Source organism: Streptomyces sp. Ag109_G2-15 (assembly GCF_900215565.1).
Classification (GTDB): domain Bacteria; phylum Actinomycetota; class Actinomycetes; order Streptomycetales; family Streptomycetaceae; genus Streptomyces; species Streptomyces diastatochromogenes.
Map to the genome: position 1 here is coordinate 6,905,420 of NZ_OCNI01000001.1, position 23,717 is coordinate 6,929,136.

A 23,717-nucleotide genomic window follows, 5' to 3' on the forward strand; every position below is an offset into this window, starting at 1 on the left:
GGAGGAAAGTCGATTGGCGTCGGTTCGTCCTGGGCGGGCGGAGGGCGATGCCGCCCTCGGCGAGCCGGGCACCGGCGATGGACCGGTGGAGTGGTGATGACGCAGCCGACACCCGTACGCTGCCCCGCGATCGAGCACCCGGACATCCCGATCAGCGATCCCGCCGCTCTGGAGCCGTTGCTCGCCCGACTGCGGTCTGCGCAGCCGGTCGAGGGCGACGAGACGTTCCCGCTCGGCACGGTGCGCGCGGACGGGCGTGTCGACCTGTGCAAGCAGGGCCTCGGAGCGGTCGGCGCCGCCCGGCTGATGCCCGTTGCCGCCGCCTCGCCGCACGCCGCGCATGTCCTGCTCGGCACCAACGCCATCGGGAACGAGGGAGCCCGCGCGGTCGCCGACGCGCTGGTCAACGGCCACGGTCTGCACACGCTCTACCTCGGCTGCAACCGCATCGGCCCAGCGGGCGTCACCGCGCTCGCCGACGCGCTGGCGGCGGACGGCGCCGTCCGCGCCCTGTGGCTCAAGCGCAATCCGGTGGGCGACGAAGGCGTCCGCGTGCTCGCCGCGATGCTCCGCCGCAACACCACGCTGCGCACCCTCGACCTGGTCAACACCGGTCTGACCACCGACGGTCTGCGGGCCCTGTTCGACGCCCTCACCGGCCGGGCCAGCCCGGTGGAACGCCTCTTCCTCGGCGGCAACGGCCTGACCGCCGAAGCGGCACCGCTGCTGGCGGCGCTGATCCGTGAGGCGGGTGTGCGCGAGCTGTACCTCCCCGCCAACCACCTCGGAGACGAAGGCGCCGCGATCCTCGCCGCCGCGGCCGACCCCGCACGGCCGGTGCGCCTCGGCCTGGGCGGCAACGGGATCGGCCCCGTCGGTGCCCGGGCCCTCGCCGACTCCCTCGGCGGGATCGAGGCACTCGACCTGGGCCGGCCGCCGTCGGAACGCAGCCTCGGCGCCCCCGCCAACACGTCCGGCGACGAAGGCGCCCACGCGCTGGCCGCCGCCCTGCCGGGCAGCCCGCTGCGCCGACTGGAGTTGTGCCACACCGGCCTGACCGGCCGGGGCGCGAAGACACTGCTGGCGGCGGTGCCCGAGAACTCGTCCCTGGAGTACGTCGGTCTGGGGCCCGGCCTGCCCCGCAAGGTGAAGCGGTCCTTCACGCAGCGTCTGCGGCCCGTCGGCGGGGCGCATCCCGACCTGCGCGCGATAGGGAGTGTCTACCGTTGAGCTCTCGTGGCGAACTCCGTTGCCTTCCCCCGGACGAGGCGGCAAGCCGGCGCCGGATCCGCCGGTACGCGGTGCCCCGCTGGATGATCGAGCGCGCGACCGAGTGCCGGCTGGCCGGTGACTGGCAGGGTGCCTGCGCGGCGGCGAACGTTGACGTCACCTTCGACCTGTCCGAGGTCGCCGACCACTGCGGCGACGACGTCGCCGCGGCCCTCGAGGACGACCTCCGCCACTTCGCCCCCGACCTGCTGCGCTGGCACCTGCCGCGCGTGCTCGGCGGACGGACCACGCTCGCCACCGACAGGACGGTCGTCCTCGCGCGCTACCGCCCCAAGGCACCGGACGAGGGCCGCCGGACCACGCCGTACCTGCACCTCACCACTCCGGCGATGATCGACGGACCGCAGCGGATCGCCCTGCGGTTCAGTACGGTCACGGACGAGCAGGCCGCAGGCGTCTTCGGGCCGAACACCGAGGACTGGCGGTCCGCGCGGCACCTGTGGGACGTACGGCACGCCGCCGAGCTGCGCGAACGGTGCGGCGGCGGCACGGACAGGCCACCGTTCCTGCACGCCGACGCCACCCCGCGCGGCACGGACGAACTGCCGACGGCCGAACCCGGCGACGGAGACCCGGCGGCGCGGGCCGAGTGGGCCACGCTGCTGCACCAGAAGGGCGAGACACAGGCCGCCTTCGCCGCCGCCGGCATCGAGCTGGACCTGACACCCCCGCAGAAGTCGGGCTGGTACCAGGCGGACCCGGAGCGGCTCCTCGGCGGGATCGCGCTCAACCACACCCGCCTGGAGCCGGAAGTCCGCCGGCAGACGGCCGAGGGCGTCGGCGATCGCTTCCTCATCGCCGCCCACTGGCGGACCTACCTCCTGCTGGAGCCCACGGACGCCGGCGGGCTGCTGGTGCGAGCCGTCGACCGGGACGACGTCAAGGGCGAGCCCATCCTCGCCGAGGCCCTGTGGCGCCGGCTCCCCGACCTCGACCTGATGCGCGTCGGAGGCGTCGCGGCGGAGCATCTGCATCCGCTCGTCCGCGAGGCGCTGTTCCCCGCCCTTCAGGTCCCGCAAGGCCCGGTCGGCCCGCCGGGGCCGACGGCTCCCGCGCCCGTGCGGGTCAGATGCCGGGGCGAATGGCACGAGGTGGCCTTCCGGCCCGGCGGCCTGCTGCACATGCCGCACAGCGACGAGGAACAACAACGCGAACGCGCCCTGCGCGCCTTCGGCGGTGCCGTCGCCGGATGCTTCGCCGTGGAGCAGACGTGGACCTCCGGAGAAGGCCGCCTGCCGAAGGCGCTGCGCGCGCGACGACACGAACTGTTCCTGCGCGCCCAACACGGTGACACCCCCGGCGTGCTGGAGCTCCTGGACGCGGGTGTCGATCCCCGCGTGCGGGACGCCGGCGGCCGCAGCTTGCTGCACGTACTGAACCTCCTCGACCACGAGACACTGCTGCCGCGGCTGCTGGCGGAGGGACTGGACCTCGAGGCCCGCGACCGGCGGGAGCGCACGCCGCTGTTCGTGGCGGTCAACGACCTCGGTTCGAAGGCGCTGGTGGAGGCGCTCGTCGCTGCCGGGGCCCGGCTCGACGTGATCGACCAGTCCGAGTTGTCGCTCGCCCAGCTCGTCCGTCGCTACAAGCGGCCCGACCTGGCCTTCCTGCGGGAACGTGTGGAGGAGGAGCATCCGGGCGTCGGCGCCGAGTGGTGGGACGAATGGATGGACGAGCAGGACGAGTACTACGCGGACGATCCCAACGACGAGGAAGAACCTGCCTCTTGAGCACCGACCGTACCGCCCCCACCGCGCCGTCCGGCCCACTGGCGGCCGCGGACGATCTCAACCGCAGGCTCCGCGCCCGACGGACCGAGCCCGCCGCGAACCCGCAGCTGGAGGCGCTCGCCCTCGCCGTGACGGCCAATCAGCCCGTGCTGCTGTGGGGGGAGCCGGGAATCGGCAAGTCGGCCGCCCTGGAGCAACTCGCCGCCGGGCTCGGCCTGCCGCTGGAGACGGTCATCGCCAGCGTGCACGAGCCCTCCGACTTCGCCGGACTGCCCATCGTCGGAGACGACCCGGCCGTGACCGGTGTGCCGATGGCCCCGCCCGACTGGGCGGTCCGTCTCGCCCGGGCCGGACAGGGCCTGCTCTTCTTCGACGAACTGTCCTCCGCACCACCGGCCGTGCAGGCGGCGCTGCTGAGGGTGGTGCTCGAACGACGGGTCGGCAGCCTGGTCCTGCCGGAGGCGGTACGTATTGTCGCCGCCGCCAACCCGCCGTCCAGCGCGGCGGACGGCTGGCATCTCAGCCCGCCGCTCGCCAATCGGTTCGTCCACCTCGAATGGACCCACGACCCCCGGACCGTCGCCCGCGGCATGGCCGGCACCTGGCCGGAGGTGACCGTGCCCGTCGTCGCTGCCGCCAAGGTGCCCGGCGCGGTCGCGCGGGCCCGTGGCGCGATCTCCGGCTTCCTGACGGCCCGGCCCGGCCTGGTCCACCACATCCCCGGCGACGCCGAGAGCCGGGGCCGCTCCTGGCCGTCCCCTCGCACCTGGGAGATGGCACTCAAGCTGCTCGCCACCGGGTACGCGGCCGGTGTCGGACGCGAGGCGCTGGCCGCCGCGCTCACCGGGGCTGTCGGGGACGGTGCGGGCATCGAGCTGCTGTCCTACCTCGAACACCTCGATCTGCCCGACCCCGACCGTGTCCTCGCCGACCCCGACGCCTTCGCCCTGCCCGACCGCGGCGACCGGCAGCTGGCGTTCCTCATCGCGGTGGTCGCCGCCATCCAGAGCGACCTCACCCGGCCCCGGTGGGAGGCCGGCTGGGCGGTGCTGGCGAAGGCCGTGGACGCGGGCGTACCGGACGTGGCCGCCCGGGCCGCCACCGACCTCGCGTCGATGCGGCACCTCGACTGGCCCGTACCGCCCGGCATCGACGGCTTCCTGGACCTGCTGCAGATGTCCGGGGCGCTGCCCGGCGCCGGCCGGTGAGGCGGGCGGGGATGACGGAAGGCTCCCGCCGCACCCTGGACATGACCAAACTGCTCGCCGCCCGCTACCGGGCGGCGAGCGACCGGCCGTATCTGGCGTCGGCGTTGTACGCCCTGACCGTCGTGCCGAGCACAGAGGTTCCGACGATGGGGGTGGACCGGCACTGGCGCTGCTATGTGTCGCCCGCCTTCGTCGACGCGACGCCGGTGCCCGAGCTCGCGGGCGTCTGGGTGCACGAGGCGGCACACCTGCTGCGCGACCACCACGGCCGGGCGGACCGGCTCCCCGCCGCCGCCCAGCGCGACTGGCACCGCGTCAACGTCGCGCAGGACTGCGAGATCAACGACGACCTGCTCGCCGACGGCCTGCGCCTGCCCGAGGGGCGCATGGAACCCCGCCTCTTCGGCCTCCCTGAGGGCCAGTTGTTCGAGGTGTACGTCGATCAGCTGCCGCCACAGGTGCGGGCGCCGGACTGCGGATCGGGCGCCCACGGCCGGCCCTCGCCCTGGGAACTCCCCGAGTCCGCCGGCCCCGCACGGCTCGGCGACGTCGAGGCGCAGGCCCTGCGGCGGCAGACCGCCGAGGCGATGCGCGCCCATCAACGCACCCGTGGCACCCTGCCCGCGGGCTGGCAGCGCTGGGCCGAGGAGGTCCTGGAACCCACGGTGGACTGGCGGCGGGCGCTGTCCGGCGCGGTCCGGGAAGCCGCCGCATGGGCCGCCGGAGCCGTCGACTACACCTACCGCCGCCCCTCGCGCCGCACCCCGGCGCTGCGCGGCGTCGTCCTGCCGAGCCTGCGCCGCCCGCTGCCGCGGGTGGCCGTCGTCATCGACACCTCCGGTTCGATGGGGGACGCCGAACTGGCCGCCGCCCTCGCGGAGGTGACGGGCGTCCTGCGCGAGGTGGGCGTAGGGGGTAATCGCGTGACCGTCCTCGCGTGCGACGCCGACGTGCAGGCCGTGTCCCGGGTCGCGGCCACCGAGCAGATCACCCTGGGCGGCGGTGGCGGCACGGACATGCGCGTCGGTATCGCGGCAGCGCTCGCGACACCGGACCGCCCGAGCATCGTCGTCGTCCTCACCGATGGATTCACGCCCTGGCCCGACGAGAACCCACCCTGCCGCATCGTCGCGGCTCTGATCGGCTCCGCCGCACCACAGCCCCCGAGCTGGGTGGAGACGGTACGTATTCCCGCGTGACGCCGGGAGCCCGGTGCACTCTTGTCACCAGTACAGCAGCCACCGGCCGTCGCACCACACCCCGTGCCCCTGGAGGGTGAGCCGTTCGTCGTCGGGCTCGACGCGGGTGCTGGGGGCGACCTGGTGCAGCGTGTGGCCGGAGTGGATCACCATGCGGCCGACCGTGTAAGGGATGTACCGCAGGGCGTGGAAGCGCTTTAGATCGGCCGCGGACTCGATCCAGCCCTTCTCCAGCGCATGCCGGAACTGCTCATGACTCACGTCCCAGAGGTTCAGACCGCCGCCTGCCGCGGGCAGCCGGACCGGCAGGGTGAAGGAGATCTGCCGCTTCAGGTCCGTGCCGGGGGGCCAGGAGAAGGCCCGGTACTGCAGATCGAAGTGCATGGGTGCGGTCGGCTTGGTGAACACCGCGGCGGACAGCCAGACATGGAAGCCGGGCAGCGCCAGGTGCTCGGGGTAGTGGACAGGGGCGCCGAGATGCTCGCCGAGGACAGCCGCAAGGCGCGCGTACAGCCAGTCGAAGGAGTTCTCGAGCAGGGGCCGTGAGACGTCGGCCCGCTTCTGGTAGACGCCGGACTCCGGGTCCGGTGCGAGGTCGAGGTAGCTCGGTGCGCCCAGGGTGAAGAAGGCGGCCGGTTCCGGGCCGCGAGGGGTCCAGTGCCGGCGCAGACCGTGCACGGCGTCGCGGAGTGCGGCACTGCCCGGTCCGGTGAGCACGGTCAGCGAGTCGATCAAGGGTGCACCCCCTGCAGCAGTTCGAGGAGCGACGCGCTGATGGCTCCGCCGAGCCGCCGGTCGTACCAGTCGTACGCGGGCATCGGGTTGACCTCCAGGCACCAGTAGGTGTCGTCACCGACGACCTTGAAGTCCCAGCCCGCGAAGGACATGCCCAGGTCGGCGGTGTGCCGGACCATCCGCTCGGCAAGCGGTCCGGGCAGTTCGCAAGGGGCGAACTCCGCGTCCCGGTCGGTCCGGTAGTCCACCGCACCGGAGACGATCTCCTCGGCGTGCACCCGGTCGCCGACGACATGGGCGCGGACGTCCCGGCCCGCGACGTACCGCTGGAGGTGCACCGGGCCCTGGCCGGGTTCGAACCCGGCCAGGTCGGCCGCGCCCACGAGCCTGCTGGTGGCCCGTACGCCGGAGACCGCCTTGACCAGGGTCGGCCCGGCCTCGGCGAAGGCCCGTAGACGCTGCGGCGACGAACTGGTGATGCTCGCGGGCACCCGGAACCCGGCCTGGGACAACGACAGTTCGTGGAGCGGCTTGGACCCGTTGTCGGACCGGATCGAGGGCCGGTTGACCACCAGGCCGGGGATGTGGTCCAGCCAGGCCATGAGCGCCGTCGTGAGCCAGCGCCAGCGCTGTGCCGACTCACGGTCCTGCTGAAGGGCCGCGAGATCGGCGATCCGGCAGTAGTAGGACGCCTCCGGGTCGAGATCATGGTCGCCGAGCCTGGCCGAGCGGTCGCCGCCCACGACCAGGCGCCAGTCGCCCGCCTCGACGGCCTGCCGCAGATCGATGGCCCGGACCGGGACGCCACAGGCCTCGGCCGAGGCGGTGAAGTGCGCGAAGGTGCTCTCGGAGGCGAGGCCGACCGCGTAGATCATGGGAACAGCACCTTTACGAGTTGGGGTCCGAGCCCGAGCCACACCATGCGCAGTTGCTCCACGTCGGGGAACGGCTCCACCACGACCGGCCATGCCTGGGTGAGGTCGGGCGACAACCGCCAGACCACGGCGGAGAGTTGGAGTCCGAGCCGGGCGACGATCTCCGTGCTGCGCCCCTCCAGGCCGAGGTGGTCCAGATCGACAGGACTGCTGCGCCAGGCCCGGTCGCCGAGGACGACCACACTCTCGAAGAGGGGTTCGGGGTCCGACCATCTCGCCCGGTAGGGGCCGGAGCTGTCTGCCGAGGGGGCGAGAGCGCCCGAGAGTTCGGGCCAGGGGCGCGTGGTCCAGGCGTCGAGATCCTGGACCCACCACTGGGTCCCCTGGCCGTCCGCGGGTTCGCCGGGCGGCCCGTAGGGCCGGGAGGAGAAGATCTCCGGTGAACCGCAGGGCAGGCCTGCTCGCAGTGCGGTGAGTGCGGCGGACGCGGACACGCCGGTGCCCAGGCCGCCGGGCTCCGGGCGGTTGATCACGGGCGCGGGGGTCAGGGCGGCGACGGCCCACAGGTGCGCCAGGCACTCGCTGAGCTGGAACTCCGCGTCGAAGCTGATCCGCCGCAGCGGCGGGCCGGGTAGCCGGAGGAACATCGGCAGCACGGGCTCGACCACGGCGGTGGGGCCGTCGACGGTGACGGTGAACAGCTGAGCGGCGTCGAACACGTCGAGGATCGTCGCCTCGCGGCCGCTGTCCCGTACGAAGTCCCGTACCTCGATCGCCACCGGATCCTCGGGATCGGCGACGACGACGAGTCCGGAGAGATCGCCGCCGGGTGCCTCAGATGACGACACCGCGCCTCCTCAGCAGGCGGTTGATGCGCGAGGCCCGCAGCGCCGCGGCGGCCTCCTCCGGTCCGTCGCCGGGCAACTCGGCGGCTGCCGCGAAGCGTTGCATCCCGCCCGAGCCGACGGTCGGCGGCTCCTGCGGCTGCCGTACGACGGCGGCCGGACCTGGCGGGGCCATCGCACCGTCGAAGCTGTCCTTGCCGTCCTTGAAATCCTTCGTGTCCTTGTTGTCTTTGGTGTCCTTCCTGTCTTTCCCGTCCTTCGTGTCCTTGACATCCTTCATCTCCTTCATTTCCTTCACCTCCTTCCCGTCCTTTCCGTCCTTGTGGTCCTTGCCGTCCTTGTAGTCCTTGAAGCGCTTCCGGGCCTGCGGCGGGCGGCCCGCGTCGGGCACCTCGGTGTCCTCCTGCCCGGAGAAGGACCGGCCCGGCTGCGGGGCATTCCACAGCAGCGCCGGGACATCGTGCCGCTCGGCGGCCGTGAGGAACGGCCGCACCCGTGACTCGTCGATGGTCCATGTCATGTGTGCACAGCTCCTGTCGACGGACGGGACGCCGCGCGGTACAGCCGCAGCGCTGCGGCCAGTTGCCGTTGGGCGTCCCTGTGATGCGGATTGAGGTTCAGGATCAGGTGGTCCACGCCGAGTGACGCATAGGTCAGGAGGCCCCGCGCAACGTCCTGCGGTGAGCCGGTGAGGACGTCGGTCTCCGGTGGTGCCGTGCCGTCAGGGGTGAGCGGAGTGCCGTCCGCCACCCTGACGTTGACGCCGAGCGTGATGCCCAGCGTCGCCGGATCGCGTCCTTCCCGCAGGCAGGTCTCCCCGACCCGGGCCAGGGTCTCCTCGGCTCCTGACGGGGAGCCGAACCAGCAGGCGTTCCACAGGTCGGCGTACCGGGTGGCGAGAGCGGTCATCCGCGGCCCGAGTGCCCCCACCAGGACGGGTGGACCACCGGGGCGCGGACCGCGGGGACGCAACTCGCCGTCGCGCAGCCAGTGATGGCGGCCGGAGAAGTCGGCACGGCCGGTCCGCAGCAGCGCGAGGATGATCTGCAGCGCCTCCTCGAAGCGGTCGACCCGGTGATCGAAAGAGACACCGAAAGCCTCGAACTCCGGGGCGTGCCATCCACATCCGAGGCCGAGGACGAGTCGACCGCGGCTGACCTCGTCGAGGGTGACGGCCATCTTGGCCAGCACCGCCGGGTTGCGGAAGGCGGTGCACAGCACGAGCGTGCCGAGTTCGACCCGATCAGTTGCCTCGGCCAGGGCCGACAGCACTGTCCAGGACTCCCAGACACCCTCGCTCGGCCCCTCGGCGTCGCGGAACAGCAGGTGGTCGAAGACCCAGACCGAGTCAAAGCCGGAGTCCTCGGCCTGGAGGGCGAGTGCCCTGACCTCCCCGTAGGACGGCTGTCGCCACGGATACTCGGCGAGAGGCAGAACCAGGCCGACCTTCATAGTCCCCCCCGGTGGCGAACCCGGACCCCGCAGGGAGGCTACATCGGGGCGACGGGGCGTCACAATGGGTAGACTCAGGGGGAGTTGGGCATATTTGCCCCGCAGTTCCCTCGACACATCGCGGGCATCGCGGGCATCACGGGGACAGTCGTACTGGCCCTCGGGAGCGCCGAGGCCTTCGCGGCGCTCCCGGACGGCACCTACTGACCCAAGGAGACGCATGGATCCGCTGCCGGTGGAATCGCTCGTGGTCGATGTCGACGTCGTGGACGAGCAGGGGTGCGCCGAGATCAGCGACCGGCTGGAGGCGCTGCGACCGTACTGGCTGCCCCGGGGCGTCGGCTGCTCCACCTTCGGCCTGGCGACCTACCTCGACGTCCTGGCCTCGGAGGATCCGGAGGAGACGTACTTCGGCCGGCTCGATCGGCACAACCGCATGATGCGTGAGCACTTCGGCGATCTCCTCGACCGGGTCGGCGAGGTGCTCGCCGACCTGCTGAGGACACCGACCCGGTACGACGAGAGGGTGGCGCTGCCCGGTTTCCACGTCTTCGAGGGAGAGGGCATCGCCATCGCCCCCAGGCCGAGTCAGCACTTCGACCTTCAATACCGGGCGCTGCGCTGGCCCTTCCCGATCGATCCGGTCGAGCAGGCGGTTTCGTTCACACTGCCCCTCGCCCTACCGCGCCGCGGTGGAGCCCTGGACGTCTGGGACATCACCGAGGCGGACATACTCCGGCTGGAGCGCCTCGGTCAGACCTTCGAGACGATCGACAGGACCAGGCCGGCCCGGCGGCACGAATATCGGGTCGGCAGGATGGCCGTACAGCTCACGCCCGTCCTGCATCGCATAGCAGCGGTTCCCGAACGGTATCCCGACGATCGGCGCATCACCCTGCAAGGGCACGGGATCCGCGATGCCGACGGCTGGGTCCTCTACTGGTGAGCTTCCCCGGACGGCTCCGGCTTCGAACCCGTGTCACTGTGGGAGAGGGTCAGTGGCAACGTCACGGTCGTCGACAGCCGGCACCCCGGCCTCGTCTGGAGCTACCCGGATCCGCTGCCCGCGGTCGGCCCGATCAAGGGACTCCTCGCCTTCTCCCACGAGGAGGTGGGCATCACCGTCGACGGCGAACGCCTGGAGCGCCCTGTCACCCACTTCAGCAGGACGCTCTCGTAACGGGCGCATGGCAGGGACGCGAAGCCGTCGTTGCGATGCAGGACGGCCAAAGGGTCGCTGTTGACTGAGAGTTGGGGCATGGATAGCGTCCCCGGCATGCGGATCTCTCTGCGGTTCACCCGGCGGCGCGCCGTCGATCTGTTGCGTGTCGCCGGCGCGCTCTGTCGCTGACGCCTCACCGCACGCCGCAGCTGCCCACGCGCCGACCCGACCGTCCGTCATGGCGGTCTCCTTCGCGTGGGTGCGGCTCGGCGAGCCCGGCCACAGCACGCACCCGCAGATCCGTGAAGGAGTATCCGTGAACCCGCTCAGAACCCGCCGTTCCGCCCTGAGGACGCTGGGCTCGGCCGCCCTGCTGGCCGCCTCCGTCACCGTCCCGCCCGCCACGGCCGCCGTGGCGGGCGAACGGCGGCCGCACCTGTCCGTGGCGCTCGACTGGTACGACACCACGGCCGCGACCATCGCGGCGTCCGGCGCCGCCACGCAGATCACCAACAGCCGGACCTGGGCCATCAGTTGGCTCGCGGCCGCCCGAGCCGGCCGCGAGGTGCCGCCCGGCGTCGACCGGAGCGCGTTCCAGGACGCGGCCCTGGCGTCCGCCGTGCACGACTCCCTGGTGACCCTCGTCCCGTCCCGCACCCAGGAACTGGACGCCGCGTTGCGCACGACGCTGGACCGCTTTCCGGACGGACCGGCCAAGTCGAGGGGCGTGGCGGCCGGTGCGCGCCAGGCACGGCTGATCCTCGCCTCGCGCGAGGGCGACGGCCTTGACCCGGCCTCGGTGAACGCGCCGTTCACCGTGCCGCCGGCGGCTCCCGGTGTGTGGCAGCCGACCCCGCCCGACTACGCCCCGGCCGCGCAGTACGGCAACCGGACCGCAAGGCCCTTCCTGCTGGACGCCTCGGACCAGTACCGGCTGCCCGCACCACCCGCCCTGGGCTCCGCGCGCTACCGCGCCGACCTGGCCGAGGTCCGCGCGTACGGGGCCGCGAACAGCACCGTACGCACCCAGCGGCAGACCGAGACCGCCACCTTCTGGTACGGCTCCTCCCTGACCCTGTACACCGAGCCGCTGCGGGTCGCCCTGGCCCGGACACCGCACTCCACCGCCGGACAGGCGAGGCTGGTCGCCCTGTTCCACATCGCCCTGGTGGACACCCAGATCGCCACCTCCGACAGCAAGTACGCCTACCTGCGCTGGCGCCCGGTCACCGCCATCCGCACGGGCGCGATCGACCCCGACCCCGGGTGGACGCCGCTGCACACCACACCGGCCCACCCCGACTACCCCAGCGGCCACAACACCTACGCCGGCGCGGCGGAAACGATCCTGACGGCGCTCACCGGCCCTCGCACCGCGCCGTTCGAGCTGACCAGCCCCACCGCTCCCGGAGTGACCCGCACCTACACGGCCTGGAGCCGGCTCTCCCAGGACAACGTGGACGCCCGCGTGTACTCCGGCATCCACACCCGCTCAGCCGACGAAGCCGGCCTCGCCCTCGGCAAGCAGGTCGCGGCACACACGCTGCGCCATGCCGCCCGCCTGCTCGGCACGCGGTGAGCGACGCCGACACCCGTGACTCCCGCTCACCCGGTTCGACGCAGGAGCGCGGACATGGGGATCAGCGGGAAAGACGTCGGTGTCGGGTCGCGGTGTGGTTCCACGAAGAGCAGGTCATTGAGGCCGACACGCAGTACGACAACCTCGACGTCTTCCTGTGGTCGGTCGTCCGGTACCGGGCCGTGCGCGCCGGCGTCCTCGACCTGGCGGCGGTGGAGGCCGACTTCCGGTCTCTCGGCCAGCCCGCAGCGCTCGCACCGGAGATCGGGCTCCTGGCCCTGATGTGACGGTCCGCGGAGTCGGTGCAGCCGCGGACCGTCGGGGTCGTGCAGCCGGCTACCTTGGTGCGGAACCACGCTCCTTGAGCAGGCCGGCCATCAGCTCCATCTCCGATTGCTGGGCGTCGACCATGCCCTGGGCCAGCTTCCGTTCCTGGGGGACCGTGCACTGGCGGGCGCAGGCGCGCGCCATGTCGACGCCGCCCATGTGGTGGTAGTACATGAGCTGGAGGTAGAGGATCTCCGCCTGTCTGCCGTTGAGTGTGCCGAGTCGGGCGAGTTCGGTGTTGGTGGCCATGTCGCGGGTGAAACCCGCGTCGGCCGAGTCGGCCGTGGGGACGTCGATCGCCGTGTCGTTCCGATGGCTGTTCACGGCCAGGAACGACAGAGCGAGGACGAGCACGACCAGGGCCGCTGCGGCGGCGATCAGCCACCGACCGAATGCGGGCTTGCGGCCCTGTGCGTTGGTGGAGTCCGTCATGACGCGGTGAGCCCGTTCGTGCAGGCGGCGCCCGGCTCGGGGGTCTGCGGCCCCTGGACGTACTTGGTGAGGAACTTCTCGACTCGCGGGTCGGCGGCCGTGTTCACGCTGAGCTGGTGGCCCCAGGCCGACAGCGTGATCGCGCCGGACTGGGTCTTGTCCGGGCTCATCAGCGTGTACGGCGTCTTGGCGACCCTGTCGGCGAGGGTCTGGATGTCCGCCTTCGTCGCCTTGCCGTTGTACGTGACCCAGACCGCGCCGTGTTCGAGGGAGTGGACGGCGTTCTCGTTGGGGATGGCCTTGGTGTAGACGTTGCCGTTGCAGGTCATCCACGCCTGGTTGTGATTGCCGCCGACGGGCGGGTTCATCGGGTACTTGACGGTGCCGGCCACATGGGTGCGGCCGAGCTTCTTCGCGTCCCAGGTCTTCTCGCCGGATATCGGCTTCTTGGCCGCGGCGGACTTCTGCTCCTGCTTCTCGTTGGCGCTGTTGATGGCGTACACGCCCCAGCCGGCCAACCCGACGACGATGACCGTGCTGATCGTGATGGTGAGAATGCGGTTGCGACGCTCGCGGGCCTTCTCGGCGCGGCGCATCGCCTCGATACGCGCCTTGCGATCGGCGGCGGCCTGCTTCTTGCTGGTCTTGCTCATGACTGTGTGTTCCTCGTCCCCGCCGCGTGACGTCGTAGGGCGGCGGTGGGTGCAGGGGTGGACGGACGGATGCCGGTGGACCGACCCGCGCGAGCGATCGGCACGGTGGCGTTCGTCTACGTCCGCTGCACCTGGAGCACATGGAGATCGGGAGCGCCGCGCGTCGGCGTGAGCCCGAGGGCGCAGGCGACGGTGGCCGGGCCCGGGAGACTCGGGACGCGGCGCAGGACCGCTGGCAGGAGGTGTGCTGCCGCGGGGAGCACTGCGCGGACCCCGTGCGAGTCCTGAGCGCAGCACATGTCACCGGAGGGGCACCCGCCGGATTTCGTCACGGTCGCCGTGTGGCGTTCGGCCACGGCTGTCACGGTCACCGCACGGTGCTCGGCCGGGCCGTGTGACGAGGTCTGGACGGTCGACATGGCGGTCACGGGCGCGGTGGCCACGTTCCTGGGGGCATGGGGCGCATAGCCGAGGCAGAGCACCAGAGCCATGAGCAGCACGGCCAGGGCAGGACACAGCGCCGCGGTCTGCGTGGTCAGCCACACGCCGCGGGGTCTGTGCTCCGTCCTGCTGCTCATCACTGTGATGTTAAGCGGTGCCTGTGAACGTTCTTTCGGCCGGGCTTTCGTTCGTCAGTGCTCGTGCCCATGCCCGTCTTCTTCCGGCTCCGGGTAGACGAAGGTACGGGTGACCAGGTGGTTGGGGGCGGTCAGGGTCTCGTGGAGGATGCGGCCGGTCCCGTCGAGGGTGAGGCCGAGCTGGGTGTGCTCGGCCGGGTAGGCCAGGGCGAGGCGGCGTTGGCCGTTCTCGTCGGACAGGCGGGTGGTGACCGGGGCCGTGCCGCTGCCGTAGGGCTCGGCGGCGAGGAACTCCTCGCCGGTGACAGGGAGTTGCCTGAGGTCGCCGAGGCCCTGCGCGGTGTTGCTCGTGACCATCTCGTGCAGGGTGAAGTGGGGGACCTGCCTGGCCTCGCGCCGGGCGAGGATCACCCCCCGGCAGGCCGGCCTTCCCGCCTACGGCGGCAACCGCCGCGTCCCCGGCCTGCGTCGCGAGGAAGTCGCCATGCTCGCCGGAATGAGCGTCGATTACTACGTCCGCCTGGAGCGCGGCAACCTCACCGGTGTCTCCGAGGCGGTGCTGGACTCCCTCGCCCGGGTCCTGCAGCTCGACGAGGCCGAACGCGACCACCTGCAGGACCTGGCCCGCGTCGCCAACTCCACACCCCCCAAGCGGCGCCGTGCCGCCCAGCAGCAGACACAGGTCCCGCCGAGTGTGCAGCGGATCCTCGACTCCATGACCGACGCGCCCGCGTTCGTCCGCAACGGCCGCCTGGACTTTCTGCCCGCCCACCGGCTCGGTTACGCGCTGTACGCGCCCCTGTTCTCCGACGGGAAGAAGCCACCCGTGAACATCGCCCGGTTCAAGTTCCTCGACCCCCACGGCCGCGAGTTCTTCGGCCGCCACTGGGAGGAGTCGATGAACAACACCGTCGCCCTGCTGCGCACCGAGGCCGGCCGCAATCAAACCGCTAGTGCTGTGACCGGGAAGGTTCACCGGGTTGGGTCGCGCTGATGACTCCCTCCGGCTCGGATGGGATCCGGGGGCGCAGCCCATGATGGCGATTCTTGAGAAGACGACCGACGTTGCCCCTCGCCTCGCTTGATCTGGTTATCAACGGCTCGGGATGATTGGCATGCGTGATATTGACGGCGATCCGGTGTTGCCTGGTCGATGAGGTAGGAGGGTGTGTCCCGGCCCTGCTCAAGGCTGTTCGGTGCTGGTTCGGAGCAGCCCTACGACGCCGCGGGGGTGTTCGGTCGTGTCGCATATCGGTGGCGCATGGCGTCGCTGGCTGCGGGACCCGCGGTGAAGACGTAGGTGTCGCTGTCGTCGAGCCGGCGGCCGGTCTTGGCGTCGACGACGACGGGCTCGACTTCCTCGCCGCTGTGCGTGTCGATGAGGATCATGCTGCGTTCGGCCGGTGTGAGGCGGGAGTTGCCCCACGCGGCCAGGGCGACGATCACCGGCCGCAGGGAGCGCCCGAGTTCGGTGAGGACGTACTCGTGGCGTACGGGGTTGGTCTGGTAGAGCCGGCGCTCCAGCAGTCCGTCGGCGACGAGGGCTTTCAGCCGGGTGGTGAGCATGCTGGAGGAGATGCCCAGACTCTCCTGGAACTGGTCGAAGCGCGTGTAGCCGTCGAAAGCGTCGTGGAGGATCAGCAGCGTCCACCACTCGCCTACGTGTTCCACCGTCGTGGACAGTGGGCACTCCCGGTCCTCCAGCCTGATCCGGCTTGCCATGGTGGCCATCCCCTCGGTTACTGCTAAAGTCGAAGTTAGTAGCTTCTATTTTAGCAGTAATGACGGGAGTGGTGCCTTCTGCGCCCGCACCCGGGAACGGAGCACACCGTGACCACACCCATCAGCGAATCCCTCGAAGGCCGACGCGCTCTGGTCACCGGCGGTACCAAGGGCACCGGAGCCGCCATCGCCCGACGTATCGCCCAGGCCGGCGCGACCGTGCTGGTCACGGCCCGCAGCCGCCCCGACGACGTCGAGGAGAAGGCGTTCATCGCCGCCGACCTGTCCACCGCCCAGGGCGCAGCCCACGTGGCCGCCGAGGTGGACGCCCGCGTGGGAGGCGTCGACATCCTGGTCAACACCCTCGGCGGGTCCGAGGCGCCGGCCGGAGGGTTCGCCGCGCTCGGCGAGGACGACTGGGCCAGGGAGCTGAACACGAACCTGCTGGCCGCCGTCCGCCTGGACCGCGCGCTCCTGCCGCACATGATCGCCACGGGTAAGGGCGTGATCGTCCATGTCACCTCGATCCAGCGCCGCATGCCGCTGTGGAACGGAACCCTGGCCTACGCAGCCGCCAAGGCCGCCCTGACCACCTACAGCAAGGGCCTGGCCAACGAGGTCGCCCCGCACGGCGTCCGCGTCAACACCGTCTCGCCCGGTTTCGTGCAGACCTCGGCCGCCGACAACCTCGTCGCCCGGATCGCCCACGACGCAGACATCACCCGGGAGGCGGCGCTGGGCCGGCTCATGGACTCCCTGGGCGGCATCCCGCTGGGCCGTCCCAACCGGCCCGAGGAAGTGGCCGAGCTCGTCGCCTTCCTCGTCTCCGACCGCGCCTCGGCCATCGTCGGCGCCGAACACGTCATCGACGGCGGCACCACCCCCACCGTCTGAACCCGCCACCACCCCAAGGAACGTCATGCACGACAACCAGCCCCGAACCAGCACCCCGGACACCCTGCCCGAGGTGATCACCCGCTACCTGACAGCACACCGCGCCCACGACACCGCCACCGCAATCACGGCGTTCACCCGCGAAGCCACAGTGATCGACGACGGCAACACCTACGAGGGCACCCAGGCGATCGGGAGGTGGCTCGACCGATCGGCCACCGAATTCACCTACACCATCCACCTCACCGGTGCCCAGCAGACCGACGCAACCCACTACATCGCCACCCACCACCTCGAGGGCGACTTCCCCGGCGGGACCATCGATCTGCGCTACCAGTTCACACTCCGCGACGGCCTCATCGAACGCCTCGTCATCGAACCCTGAGTCCCTGCCGGCGCCACCCGTTGCCGCCTCGGGCGAGAAGCCCCGCTCGCCCCGCAATCTCGGCGACTCACCTTCCTGCCAGGTCAGGCCGCCAATCACAGGGGCCGTCCGCCCCAGCGGATGCCTTTCTCGCTGCGGATGCGGGCGCGTTCCTTGCGTTCGGCGGCCAGGACGTCGCGGTGGCGAGCGTTGGCGTTGCGCCACCGGAGGTAGGCGTGCAGGGCCCGGGTCTGCACGGTGTGGTTGGGGTGATTGGAGTTGGCGATGGTGAACTGCCGCAGCGGTCCGAAGTGGGCCTCGATCGGGTTCGCCCAGGAGGCGTAGGTCGGGGTGAAGCACAGCTCGACCTTGTGCTTCTTCGCCCAGCAGCTGATGCCAGTGCCTTTGTGGGCGGACAGTTTGTCCAGGATCACGTAGATCGGGGCACCGTCGGGTCGGGCGGCACGGATCGACTTCAGCGCGGCCAGCGCATTGGTGGCGCCCTTCCTGCGGCGGTTGACGCCCCATAGGGTGCCGTCGCCGACCGAGTAGCAGCCGTGGAAATAGCGCACGCCGTGCGTGCGGTGGTAGGTGGCGGGCAGCCGGTCAGGGTGTTTCCGCTCGGCCCAGCCCGAGCCGGCAGTGGGCCGGATCCCGAGCGGGCCGAACTCATCGAAGGTGAACACCCGGTCCGGGAAGCGGCCAAGGACGTCCTCGATCCGGTCCAGCTTCGCCTCGCGGTCCGGGTCGGGGGATTCCTTCCACGTCTTGGTGCGCTGGAAGGTGACACCGCGGCGGGCGAGCAGGCCGCGTAATGCCTCACGGCCGAGGCGGATCACTCGGCCGTGGACCTTCCGCAGGTAGGCGACGAGCTTGCGCAGCGACCAGCGGGTGAAAGGCCGGCCGAGCTTGGTGGGGCGGGTGGTGGCCGTCCGGACGACGAAGTCCTCGTCGTCACGACTGAGCAGGCGGGGACGGACTCCCGCCCACCGAGGGTCCAAGCAGGCCAGGCCGATCTCGTTGAACCGGTCTGCTGCAGTTTCTGCCCCTCCTGGTCGGTCAGTCTGCGCACACGGACAGGCTCGGCCACTGCACCTCCAGCGGTCGGATCGAACGTCACCGCACATCCAACCGTCACGATCACCAAACCGGCGAACCTATGTGGTCACAGCACTAGCCGGCTGGGCAGCGACCGACGGGGCGCTGCCCACACCGTTGGGTCAGTGACCGGACGGAACGCCCCCTTCTGCGTGATCTCAGAGCTTGAAGACGAGTTCGGCCTGGTCGCGCTTGGTGGTGTGCAGCTCCCAGTGGAGGGGTGAGATCTGCTCGGGCCGGGCCGTCGGCAGGCCGGGGATGACGGCGGTGCCGATCGACACGTCGATGCCGACGTGGGCGGCCTGGACGCCGGTGTCGGCGTCGGCCAGCTCCTTGTGCAGGTTCATCGCCCAGTTGCGCAGGGCCGCCGCGGCGGCGTTGACGTTGGCGACCCGCGGGTCGGGCCAGATCGAGCCGGCGCCGGTGGTGTAGAGCAGGGTGCCCGCACCGGCCTCACGCATCGCGGGCAGCACCGCCTTCGTGGCGGCGATGGCCCCGTACAGCTGGAAGTTCATCTCGAACTCCACATGGGACGGGTCGGTGGTGGCCGGAGCGGTCAGCGCGGTGACGCCGAACGTCCCCACCGGGGAGTACTCCAGGACGTCGATCCCGCCGAACTGTGCGGCGGCGTCCTTGAGCGCCTGAGTGAGCGCGTCACGGTCGAGCACGTCCGCGGGGAACGCGGCGGCGGTGATGCCCTCGGCGGTGAGGTTGCCGACAAGACCGTCGAGCTTGTCGCGGTTACGGGAGATCAGGGCGACGTCGAAGCCGTGGGAACCGAAGGTGCGGGCGATGGCCAGGCCCAGCTGGGGGCCGGCTCCGACGATGGCGATGCTGGTCACAGCGATCCTTTCGAGGAACGTCGTCGAGGAGACGAGGAGACGAGGAGATGTGGAGACCAGGAGATGTGGATAGGCCTATCCGATTCGCGATCCGGATAGGCCTATCCGGATCGATGCAGCCACCGTAGCACGAGAAATGGATAGGGCATTCCGGTTGTTAGACTGGCCGGTATGAGCCCCGGCGCCCAGCACCCCGACGACACCGCCACCCAGCCTCTGCGCAGTGACGCCGAGCGCAACCGAGGGAGGATCATCGCCGCCGCGCGCACGGTGTTCGGACGGGACGGCCTGAACGCCTCCATGGCCTCCGTGGCCCGTGAGACCGGCGTGGGGATCGCCACCCTCTTCCGTCACTTCCCCACGAAGGAGGACCTGGTCGCCGCCGTCTTCTCCGACCGCATGGACGCCTACGCCGACGCGGTCGCCGTCGCCCTCGACGACCCCGACCCCTGGCACGGTTTCACCGCCTACATCGAGACCGTCTGCGCGATGCAGGCCGCCGACTACGGCTTCGCCGACGTGCTGACCATGACCTTCCCCACCGCCAAGGCCCTGGAAAAGCGCCGCGACGAGGCGTACGAGGCCATGGTGCGGCTCATCAACCGCGCCAAGGCCGCAGGCCGTCTGCGCGAGGACTTCGACCCCTCGGATCTGGTACTGATCCACATGGCGAACGCCGGCGTCGTCAACGCCACCGGCGACGCCGCTCCCGACGCCTGGCGACGCGTCGTCGCCCTGCTGATCCAGTCCTTCGAGGCCCCGGCCCGCGGCCCCCTGCCCCCCTCGCCCGAGCACGACGCCCTCTACAAGGCCATGCTCCGCGCCAGCCCGGCGGGCACCACCGCAGCTCAGCCGGACAAGAGCGGCTGACCTCGGGCCGACACCGATCCCATGGTGTAGCGGCCTACACCATGCATTCGGGAGAGCGCTCCCTCGTGGCACCGAGCGGCTCGCGAAAGGGTGAGATGCGGAAACGGACGCCTCCCCGACCCCCGCCCTGACCAGGGCGGACATCCCCACACAGAGGCGGTTCCGGGTCCTGCCGACCTTTCTGAACCGCTGATGTGGAGGCTTCCCCGCCATGGCAACTGTCCTCTATCACTTGGGCCGTACGGCCTTCCGATGGCGATGGTTCGTCGCCCTGCTGTGGGTGGCGGTGCTGGGCGCCGTAGGGTTCGCGGCATCCAAGGCGCCCGCAGCTGCCGATGAGGGCTTCACGATGCCCGGGATCGAGTCCCAGAAGGCGTTCGACCTGATGGAGAAGCGCTTCCCGGGGACCACGGCCGGCGCGGCGAGCGCACGGATCGTGTTCATCGCCCCCAGCGGCGAGAAGGTCACCGCGGCCGACAACCGGGCCGCGATCGAGAAGCTCGTCGACGAAGCCGCCGACGGCTCACAGGTGGCCAACGCGGTCGACCCGTTCCAGGCCAAGGCGGTCAGCAAGGACGGCTCGACCGCGTACGCGACCGTCTCCTTCAAGGCGAAGGCCGACGACCTCACCGACGTGAGCAAGCACCATCTCGAACGAGCCATCGACCAGGCCCGTGACGCCGGTCTGACCGTCGAGGTCGGCGGCGACGCGCTGGCGACTCGGCCGGCGGCCGGTGGACCGGCCGAGGTCATCGGCGTCGCCGTAGCCGCCGTCGTCCTGCTGATCACCTTCGGCTCGCTGGCCGCCGCCGGTCTGCCGCTGCTGGCCGCGATCATCGGTGTGGCCGCCAGCATGACCGGGATCATGGCGCTGTCCGCGACCTTCGGCCTGTCGGAGAACTCCGGCACACTGGCCACGATGCTGGGCCTGGCCTGCGGCATCGACTACGCCCTGTTCGTCGTCTCCCGCTACCGGGAGGAGCGAGACAAGGGCCACGCGCCGCGGGAGGCCGCGGGTCTCGCCGCCGGCACGGCGGGCTCCGCGGTCGTCTTCGCCGGGCTCACGGTCGTCATCGCTCTCGCCGGTCTCAGCGTGGTGGGCATCCCGGTGCTCACCAAGATGGGCCTGGCCGCCGCCGGCGCGGTCCTCGTCTCCGTCCTGGTCTGTCTGACCCTGGTCCCGGCGATCCTGGGCTTCTGGCCGAACGCGGTGCTGTCGCGTGGCGCCCGCCGGAACTCCGAGCGCCATCGCAGGAAGCAGAGGAAGACCGAGAACGGCGGCTCTCGCTGGGCCAAGGTCGTCGTGCGCCTTCCGCTGCCCGTGCTTGTGCTCGGCGTGGTGGGCCTCGGCGCGGTCGCCACCCCGGTGATGGACCTTCAGCTCGGCATGCCGGGCGACGAGGCCAAGCCCACGTCCACCACCGAGCGACGCGCCTACGACGCCCTCGCCGAAGGCTTCGGCCCCGGCTTCAACGGGCCTTTGACCATCGTCGTCGACGCGAAGGGATCCGATGACCCGAAGGCGGCCGTGGCCGCGATCTCGAAGGACATCGCGGCCACCAAGGGAGTTGTCTCTGTCACGCCGGCCCGCTTCAACCCGGCCGGGAACACCGCCGTGTTCTCCGCCACCCCGTCCACCAGCCCCACCGACGAGAAGACCAAGGACCTGGTCAAGACCATCCGGGACGAACGGCCCAACATCGAGCAGGACGCGGGAGTGTCCTTCGAGGTCACCGGCAAGACCGCGCTCGACATCGACGTCGCGGACAAGGTGCAGGCCTCGCTGATCCCGTACCTCGCCGTGGTGGTCGGCCTGGCGATCGTGCTCCTGCTGCTGGTCTTCCGGTCCCTGCTCGTGCCGCTCAAGGCCGCCTTCGGCTTCCTGCTCTCGGTTCTCGCGGCGCTCGGCGCGGTCGTCGCGGTGTTCCAGCAGGGGCACGGTGCGGACCTGCTGGGCGTGGAGTCCACCGGGCCGATCATGAGCATGATGCCGATCTTCCTGGTGGGCATCGTCTTCGGCCTTGCGATGGACTACGAGGTGTTCCTGGTCTCGCGCATGCGGGAGGCGTACGTCCACGGCGACGCGCCCAAGCAGGCGATCATCTCCGGGTTCCGGCACAGCGCCCGGGTCGTCGTGGCCGCCGCACTGATCATGACGGCGGTGTTCTCCGGCTTCGTCGGGGCCGATGTGTCGATGATCAAGATGATCGGCTTCGGGCTCGCCATCGCGGTGCTCTTCGACGCCTTCGTCGTCCGTATGGCGATCGTGCCGGCCATCCTCTCCCTGCTCGGCCACAAGGCCTGGTACCTGCCCCGTTGGCTGGCCCGGCTGCTGCCGAACATCGATGTCGAGGGCGAGAAGCTGAGCCGCACGGTGCCTGCCCCGACGGCTTCGGCGGCGGCCGGCGAGCCGCACTCCGCGGAGCCCGCCGCAGCCCGTTGAGCCCTCGGGAGGGGCCGTCTCGAGCAGGCGGCCCCTCCCGCTCTCCCCGGCCCCCCGCGCCGCTCGCCCTGGGAGACAGACACCTCGATGAGGACAGGACATCTCGATGACGACTCACCCGCGGACTCTGGCGGCAGGACTCCTGCTCGCCTGCGGCGTCCTGGCCGTCTCGGTCGGCGTCGCACGGTACGACGACAGCGACCCGGCCGACACGACCGCCCCGGCCGCCCCGAGCAAGGGGCCGTACGTGGCACTGGGCGACTCCTACACCGCCGGCCCGATGATCCCTGACCAGACGGGGGACCCGGCCGGCTGCGCCCGCTCCGACCGGAACTACCCGGCGCTGGTGGCACAGGACTTGGGGCTCAAGGGGTCGGACTTCCGCGACGTCAGTTGCACCGGCGCCACCCTCGCCGACCTCACCACCCGCCAGCCCACCCGCGACGGCACCAATCCGCCCCAGCTCGCGGCGCTGGACACCGACATCCGGCTGGTCACCATCGGCATCGGTGGCAACGACATCGGATTCGGCTCGATGATCGAGCGATGCGTCGGCGCGGGGCTGCTGTACAAGGCCCTCGGCGGCGACACGTACGGGAAAGCCCTCGGCGGCGACACCAACAAGCCGGCAGACGCGCCTTGCAAGCGGCACTACGTCACCGGGGGCACCGACGATGTGCGGCAGAGGATCCAGCAGGCGGGCCACCGCCTCGCCCGCACGCTGACCGAAGTCAGGCACCGCGCCCCCGAGGCCCGGGTGTACGTCGTCGGGTACCCGGCGATCCTGCCGGCCGGGAGCGCGGAGTGCGGTGACGAGATGTCCCTCGCGCCGGGCGACATCGACTACCTCCGGGAGAAGGAGCAGCAGCTCAACGCGATGCTGCGGCAGCGCGCCGAAGAGGCAGGCATGAGTTACGTCGACACCTGCACGCCCTCCGAGGGCCGCGGCGCCTGCTCGGCTAAGGACACCCGCTGGATCGAACCCCTGATCCCGAACAGCCCGGCGGCCGCCGTCCACCCGAACGAGCGCGGCGAGCGCGGTATGGCCGACGCCGTCCTGCGCGCGGTGCGGACGTCGTCTGAATCAAACACCAGGCAAGGAAAGCAAGGAAAATGAAGGCTGGTGTCTACACCGCCGACGTGGACATCTACATCGAGGCCACCGGCGTCGACGCCCTCATCAGCACCTACCAGGATCTCGGCAAGATCCACAACCGCATGGTCGTCGTCGGCGTCCACGCCAACCCCGTCCCCGACGACGTCCGCACCGTGATGGACATCATGGAAAGCAAGGCCTTCGACATCGAGTCCGTCATCACCCACGAATTCCCTCAGGACCGGATCGTCGAAGCCATCACCACCGCCGGTGACACCCACAACGCGCTCAACGTCGTGATCAAGTACTGACGTCAGTACGGA

27 protein-coding genes and 2 pseudogenes are annotated in these 23,717 nt (G+C 70.9%); 17 read left to right on the forward strand and 12 right to left on the reverse strand.

Translation table 11 applies throughout. From position 1 onward, the window contains the following. Positions 1–96 precede the first annotated feature (96 nt). From CRP49_RS31070 to CRP49_RS31085, 4 genes are read left to right on the forward strand one after another with little or no spacing between them, the layout of a single operon-like run. Positions 97–1,230, forward strand: coding sequence for a gala protein (locus tag CRP49_RS31070; RefSeq protein WP_097256330.1), 1,134 nt, complete (start codon positions 97–99; stop codon positions 1,228–1,230). Continuing rightward, on the forward strand, positions 1,227–3,020 hold the full coding sequence (locus CRP49_RS31075; RefSeq protein ID WP_097256331.1) for an ankyrin repeat domain-containing protein: 1,794 nt from the start codon (positions 1,227–1,229) through the stop codon (positions 3,018–3,020). The genes CRP49_RS31070 and CRP49_RS31075 overlap by 4 nt, the downstream gene beginning before the upstream one ends. After that, positions 3,017–4,228, forward strand: a complete 1,212-nt coding sequence (locus tag CRP49_RS31080) for an AAA family ATPase (protein WP_097256332.1) — start codon at positions 3,017–3,019, stop codon at positions 4,226–4,228. The genes CRP49_RS31075 and CRP49_RS31080 overlap by 4 nt, the downstream gene beginning before the upstream one ends. 11 nt (positions 4,229–4,239) lie before the next feature. Next, positions 4,240–5,427 (forward strand): VWA-like domain-containing protein, encoded by a 1,188-nt coding sequence (locus tag CRP49_RS31085; protein WP_097256333.1) that lies wholly within the window; start codon positions 4,240–4,242, stop codon positions 5,425–5,427. A 24-nt stretch (positions 5,428–5,451) separates the two neighbouring features. Here the strand turns inward: CRP49_RS31085 and CRP49_RS31090 are convergent, their stop codons facing one another. The 5 genes from CRP49_RS31090 to CRP49_RS31110 are packed head-to-tail and all read right to left on the reverse strand — an operon-like array spanning position 5,452 to position 9,334. Next, the gene (locus CRP49_RS31090; protein ID WP_218892969.1) at positions 5,452–6,162 is read right to left on the reverse strand and encodes a hypothetical protein; all 711 of its coding nucleotides are present in this window, start codon (positions 6,160–6,162) and stop codon (positions 5,452–5,454) included. After that, the gene (locus CRP49_RS31095) at positions 6,159–7,037 is read right to left on the reverse strand and encodes a RimK family alpha-L-glutamate ligase (RefSeq protein ID WP_097256334.1); all 879 of its coding nucleotides are present in this window, start codon (positions 7,035–7,037) and stop codon (positions 6,159–6,161) included. Before CRP49_RS31095 ends, CRP49_RS31090 begins: the two co-directional genes overlap by 4 nt. Then, positions 7,034–7,885 carry a hypothetical protein gene (locus tag CRP49_RS31100; RefSeq protein ID WP_097256335.1) on the reverse strand — a complete coding sequence of 284 codons (852 nt, stop codon included), beginning with the start codon at positions 7,883–7,885 and terminating at the stop codon, positions 7,034–7,036. The genes CRP49_RS31095 and CRP49_RS31100 overlap by 4 nt, the downstream gene beginning before the upstream one ends. Continuing rightward, a complete protein-coding gene (locus tag CRP49_RS47000; RefSeq protein WP_179851808.1) occupies positions 7,872–8,402 on the reverse strand; it encodes a hypothetical protein in 531 nt (176 codons plus the stop codon). The genes CRP49_RS31100 and CRP49_RS47000 overlap by 14 nt, the downstream gene beginning before the upstream one ends. Continuing rightward, positions 8,399–9,334, reverse strand: a complete 936-nt coding sequence (locus CRP49_RS31110) for an LLM class flavin-dependent oxidoreductase (RefSeq protein WP_097256336.1) — start codon at positions 9,332–9,334, stop codon at positions 8,399–8,401. The genes CRP49_RS47000 and CRP49_RS31110 overlap by 4 nt, the downstream gene beginning before the upstream one ends. 84 nt (positions 9,335–9,418) lie before the next feature. On the opposite strand from CRP49_RS31110, the gene CRP49_RS48125 reads away from it, so the two are divergent. The 6 genes from CRP49_RS48125 to CRP49_RS31130 all read left to right on the forward strand — a co-directional run bounded on the left by CRP49_RS48125 (position 9,419) and on the right by CRP49_RS31130 (position 12,362). Then, positions 9,419–9,541, forward strand: a complete 123-nt coding sequence (locus CRP49_RS48125; protein WP_257033538.1) for a hypothetical protein — start codon at positions 9,419–9,421, stop codon at positions 9,539–9,541. A gap of 13 nt (positions 9,542–9,554) precedes the next feature. Beyond that, entirely contained in the window at positions 9,555–10,280 is a 726-nt protein-coding gene (locus CRP49_RS31115) for a hypothetical protein (protein WP_097256337.1), read from the forward strand. Positions 10,281–10,310: 30 nt separating this feature from the next. Next, complete coding sequence (locus tag CRP49_RS31120; protein ID WP_097256338.1) at positions 10,311–10,514, forward strand: DUF427 domain-containing protein; 204 nt, start codon at positions 10,311–10,313, stop codon at positions 10,512–10,514. Between the two features lie 96 nt (positions 10,515–10,610). Further along, positions 10,611–10,685: a putative leader peptide gene (locus CRP49_RS49225; protein ID WP_373560403.1), complete on the forward strand. Its 75-nt coding sequence runs from the start codon at positions 10,611–10,613 to the stop codon at positions 10,683–10,685. A gap of 127 nt (positions 10,686–10,812) precedes the next feature. Then, the gene (locus tag CRP49_RS31125; RefSeq protein WP_257033539.1) at positions 10,813–12,075 is read left to right on the forward strand and encodes a vanadium-dependent haloperoxidase; all 1,263 of its coding nucleotides are present in this window, start codon (positions 10,813–10,815) and stop codon (positions 12,073–12,075) included. A gap of 92 nt (positions 12,076–12,167) precedes the next feature. After that, positions 12,168–12,362, forward strand: a complete 195-nt coding sequence (locus CRP49_RS31130; protein WP_257033540.1) for a hypothetical protein — start codon at positions 12,168–12,170, stop codon at positions 12,360–12,362. Positions 12,363–12,411: 49 nt separating this feature from the next. Here the strand turns inward: CRP49_RS31130 and CRP49_RS31135 are convergent, their stop codons facing one another. The 4 genes from CRP49_RS31135 to CRP49_RS31150 form a co-directional block, all read right to left on the reverse strand. Beyond that, positions 12,412–12,834: a DUF305 domain-containing protein gene (locus tag CRP49_RS31135; RefSeq protein WP_097256340.1), complete on the reverse strand. Its 423-nt coding sequence runs from the start codon at positions 12,832–12,834 to the stop codon at positions 12,412–12,414. Then, on the reverse strand, positions 12,831–13,487 hold the full coding sequence (locus CRP49_RS31140) for a DUF3105 domain-containing protein (protein WP_097256341.1): 657 nt from the start codon (positions 13,485–13,487) through the stop codon (positions 12,831–12,833). Before CRP49_RS31140 ends, CRP49_RS31135 begins: the two co-directional genes overlap by 4 nt. Positions 13,488–13,603: 116 nt before the next feature. Beyond that, entirely contained in the window at positions 13,604–14,065 is a 462-nt protein-coding gene (locus CRP49_RS31145) for a hypothetical protein (protein ID WP_143670038.1), read from the reverse strand. A gap of 54 nt (positions 14,066–14,119) precedes the next feature. Next, positions 14,120–14,422, reverse strand: a complete 303-nt coding sequence (locus tag CRP49_RS31150) for a hypothetical protein (protein ID WP_097256343.1) — start codon at positions 14,420–14,422, stop codon at positions 14,120–14,122. Here CRP49_RS31150 and CRP49_RS31155 point away from each other — a divergent pair. Then, positions 14,421–15,056: pseudogene (locus CRP49_RS31155) on the forward strand (helix-turn-helix transcriptional regulator); the annotation flags it as partial. The gene CRP49_RS31150 and the pseudogene CRP49_RS31155 sit on opposite strands and share 2 nt — an antisense overlap. 224 nt (positions 15,057–15,280) lie before the next feature. Here the strand turns inward: CRP49_RS31155 and CRP49_RS31160 are convergent. Further along, entirely contained in the window at positions 15,281–15,787 is a 507-nt protein-coding gene (locus CRP49_RS31160) for a helix-turn-helix domain-containing protein (RefSeq protein ID WP_179851809.1), read from the reverse strand. Positions 15,788–15,895: 108 nt separating this feature from the next. On the opposite strand from CRP49_RS31160, the gene CRP49_RS31165 reads away from it, so the two are divergent. Beyond that, complete coding sequence (locus tag CRP49_RS31165; RefSeq protein WP_097256344.1) at positions 15,896–16,681, forward strand: SDR family oxidoreductase; 786 nt, start codon at positions 15,896–15,898, stop codon at positions 16,679–16,681. Between the two features lie 25 nt (positions 16,682–16,706). Next, entirely contained in the window at positions 16,707–17,066 is a 360-nt protein-coding gene (locus CRP49_RS31170) for a nuclear transport factor 2 family protein (RefSeq protein ID WP_097256345.1), read from the forward strand. A 95-nt stretch (positions 17,067–17,161) separates the two neighbouring features. Here CRP49_RS31170 and CRP49_RS31175 read toward each other — a convergent pair. Together CRP49_RS31175 and CRP49_RS31180 are read right to left on the reverse strand one after the other, a co-directional pair. After that, positions 17,162–18,135 (reverse strand): annotated as a pseudogene (locus tag CRP49_RS31175) (IS630 family transposase). A 166-nt stretch (positions 18,136–18,301) separates the two neighbouring features. Continuing rightward, positions 18,302–18,985 carry an SDR family oxidoreductase gene (locus CRP49_RS31180; RefSeq protein WP_097256346.1) on the reverse strand — a complete coding sequence of 228 codons (684 nt, stop codon included), beginning with the start codon at positions 18,983–18,985 and terminating at the stop codon, positions 18,302–18,304. A gap of 171 nt (positions 18,986–19,156) precedes the next feature. Here CRP49_RS31180 and CRP49_RS31185 point away from each other — a divergent pair, with 171 nt between their 5' ends. The 4 genes from CRP49_RS31185 to CRP49_RS31200 all read left to right on the forward strand — a co-directional run bounded on the left by CRP49_RS31185 (position 19,157) and on the right by CRP49_RS31200 (position 23,705). Beyond that, complete coding sequence (locus CRP49_RS31185; protein ID WP_097256347.1) at positions 19,157–19,855, forward strand: TetR/AcrR family transcriptional regulator; 699 nt, start codon at positions 19,157–19,159, stop codon at positions 19,853–19,855. Positions 19,856–20,066: 211 nt separating this feature from the next. Further along, entirely contained in the window at positions 20,067–22,298 is a 2,232-nt protein-coding gene (locus CRP49_RS31190; RefSeq protein WP_097256348.1) for an efflux RND transporter permease subunit, read from the forward strand. A 106-nt stretch (positions 22,299–22,404) separates the two neighbouring features. Next, complete coding sequence (locus CRP49_RS31195; RefSeq protein WP_179851810.1) at positions 22,405–23,415, forward strand: SGNH/GDSL hydrolase family protein; 1,011 nt, start codon at positions 22,405–22,407, stop codon at positions 23,413–23,415. Continuing rightward, a complete protein-coding gene (locus CRP49_RS31200; RefSeq protein ID WP_097256349.1) occupies positions 23,412–23,705 on the forward strand; it encodes a hypothetical protein in 294 nt (97 codons plus the stop codon). Before CRP49_RS31195 ends, CRP49_RS31200 begins: the two co-directional genes overlap by 4 nt. Positions 23,706–23,717 lie beyond the last annotated feature (12 nt).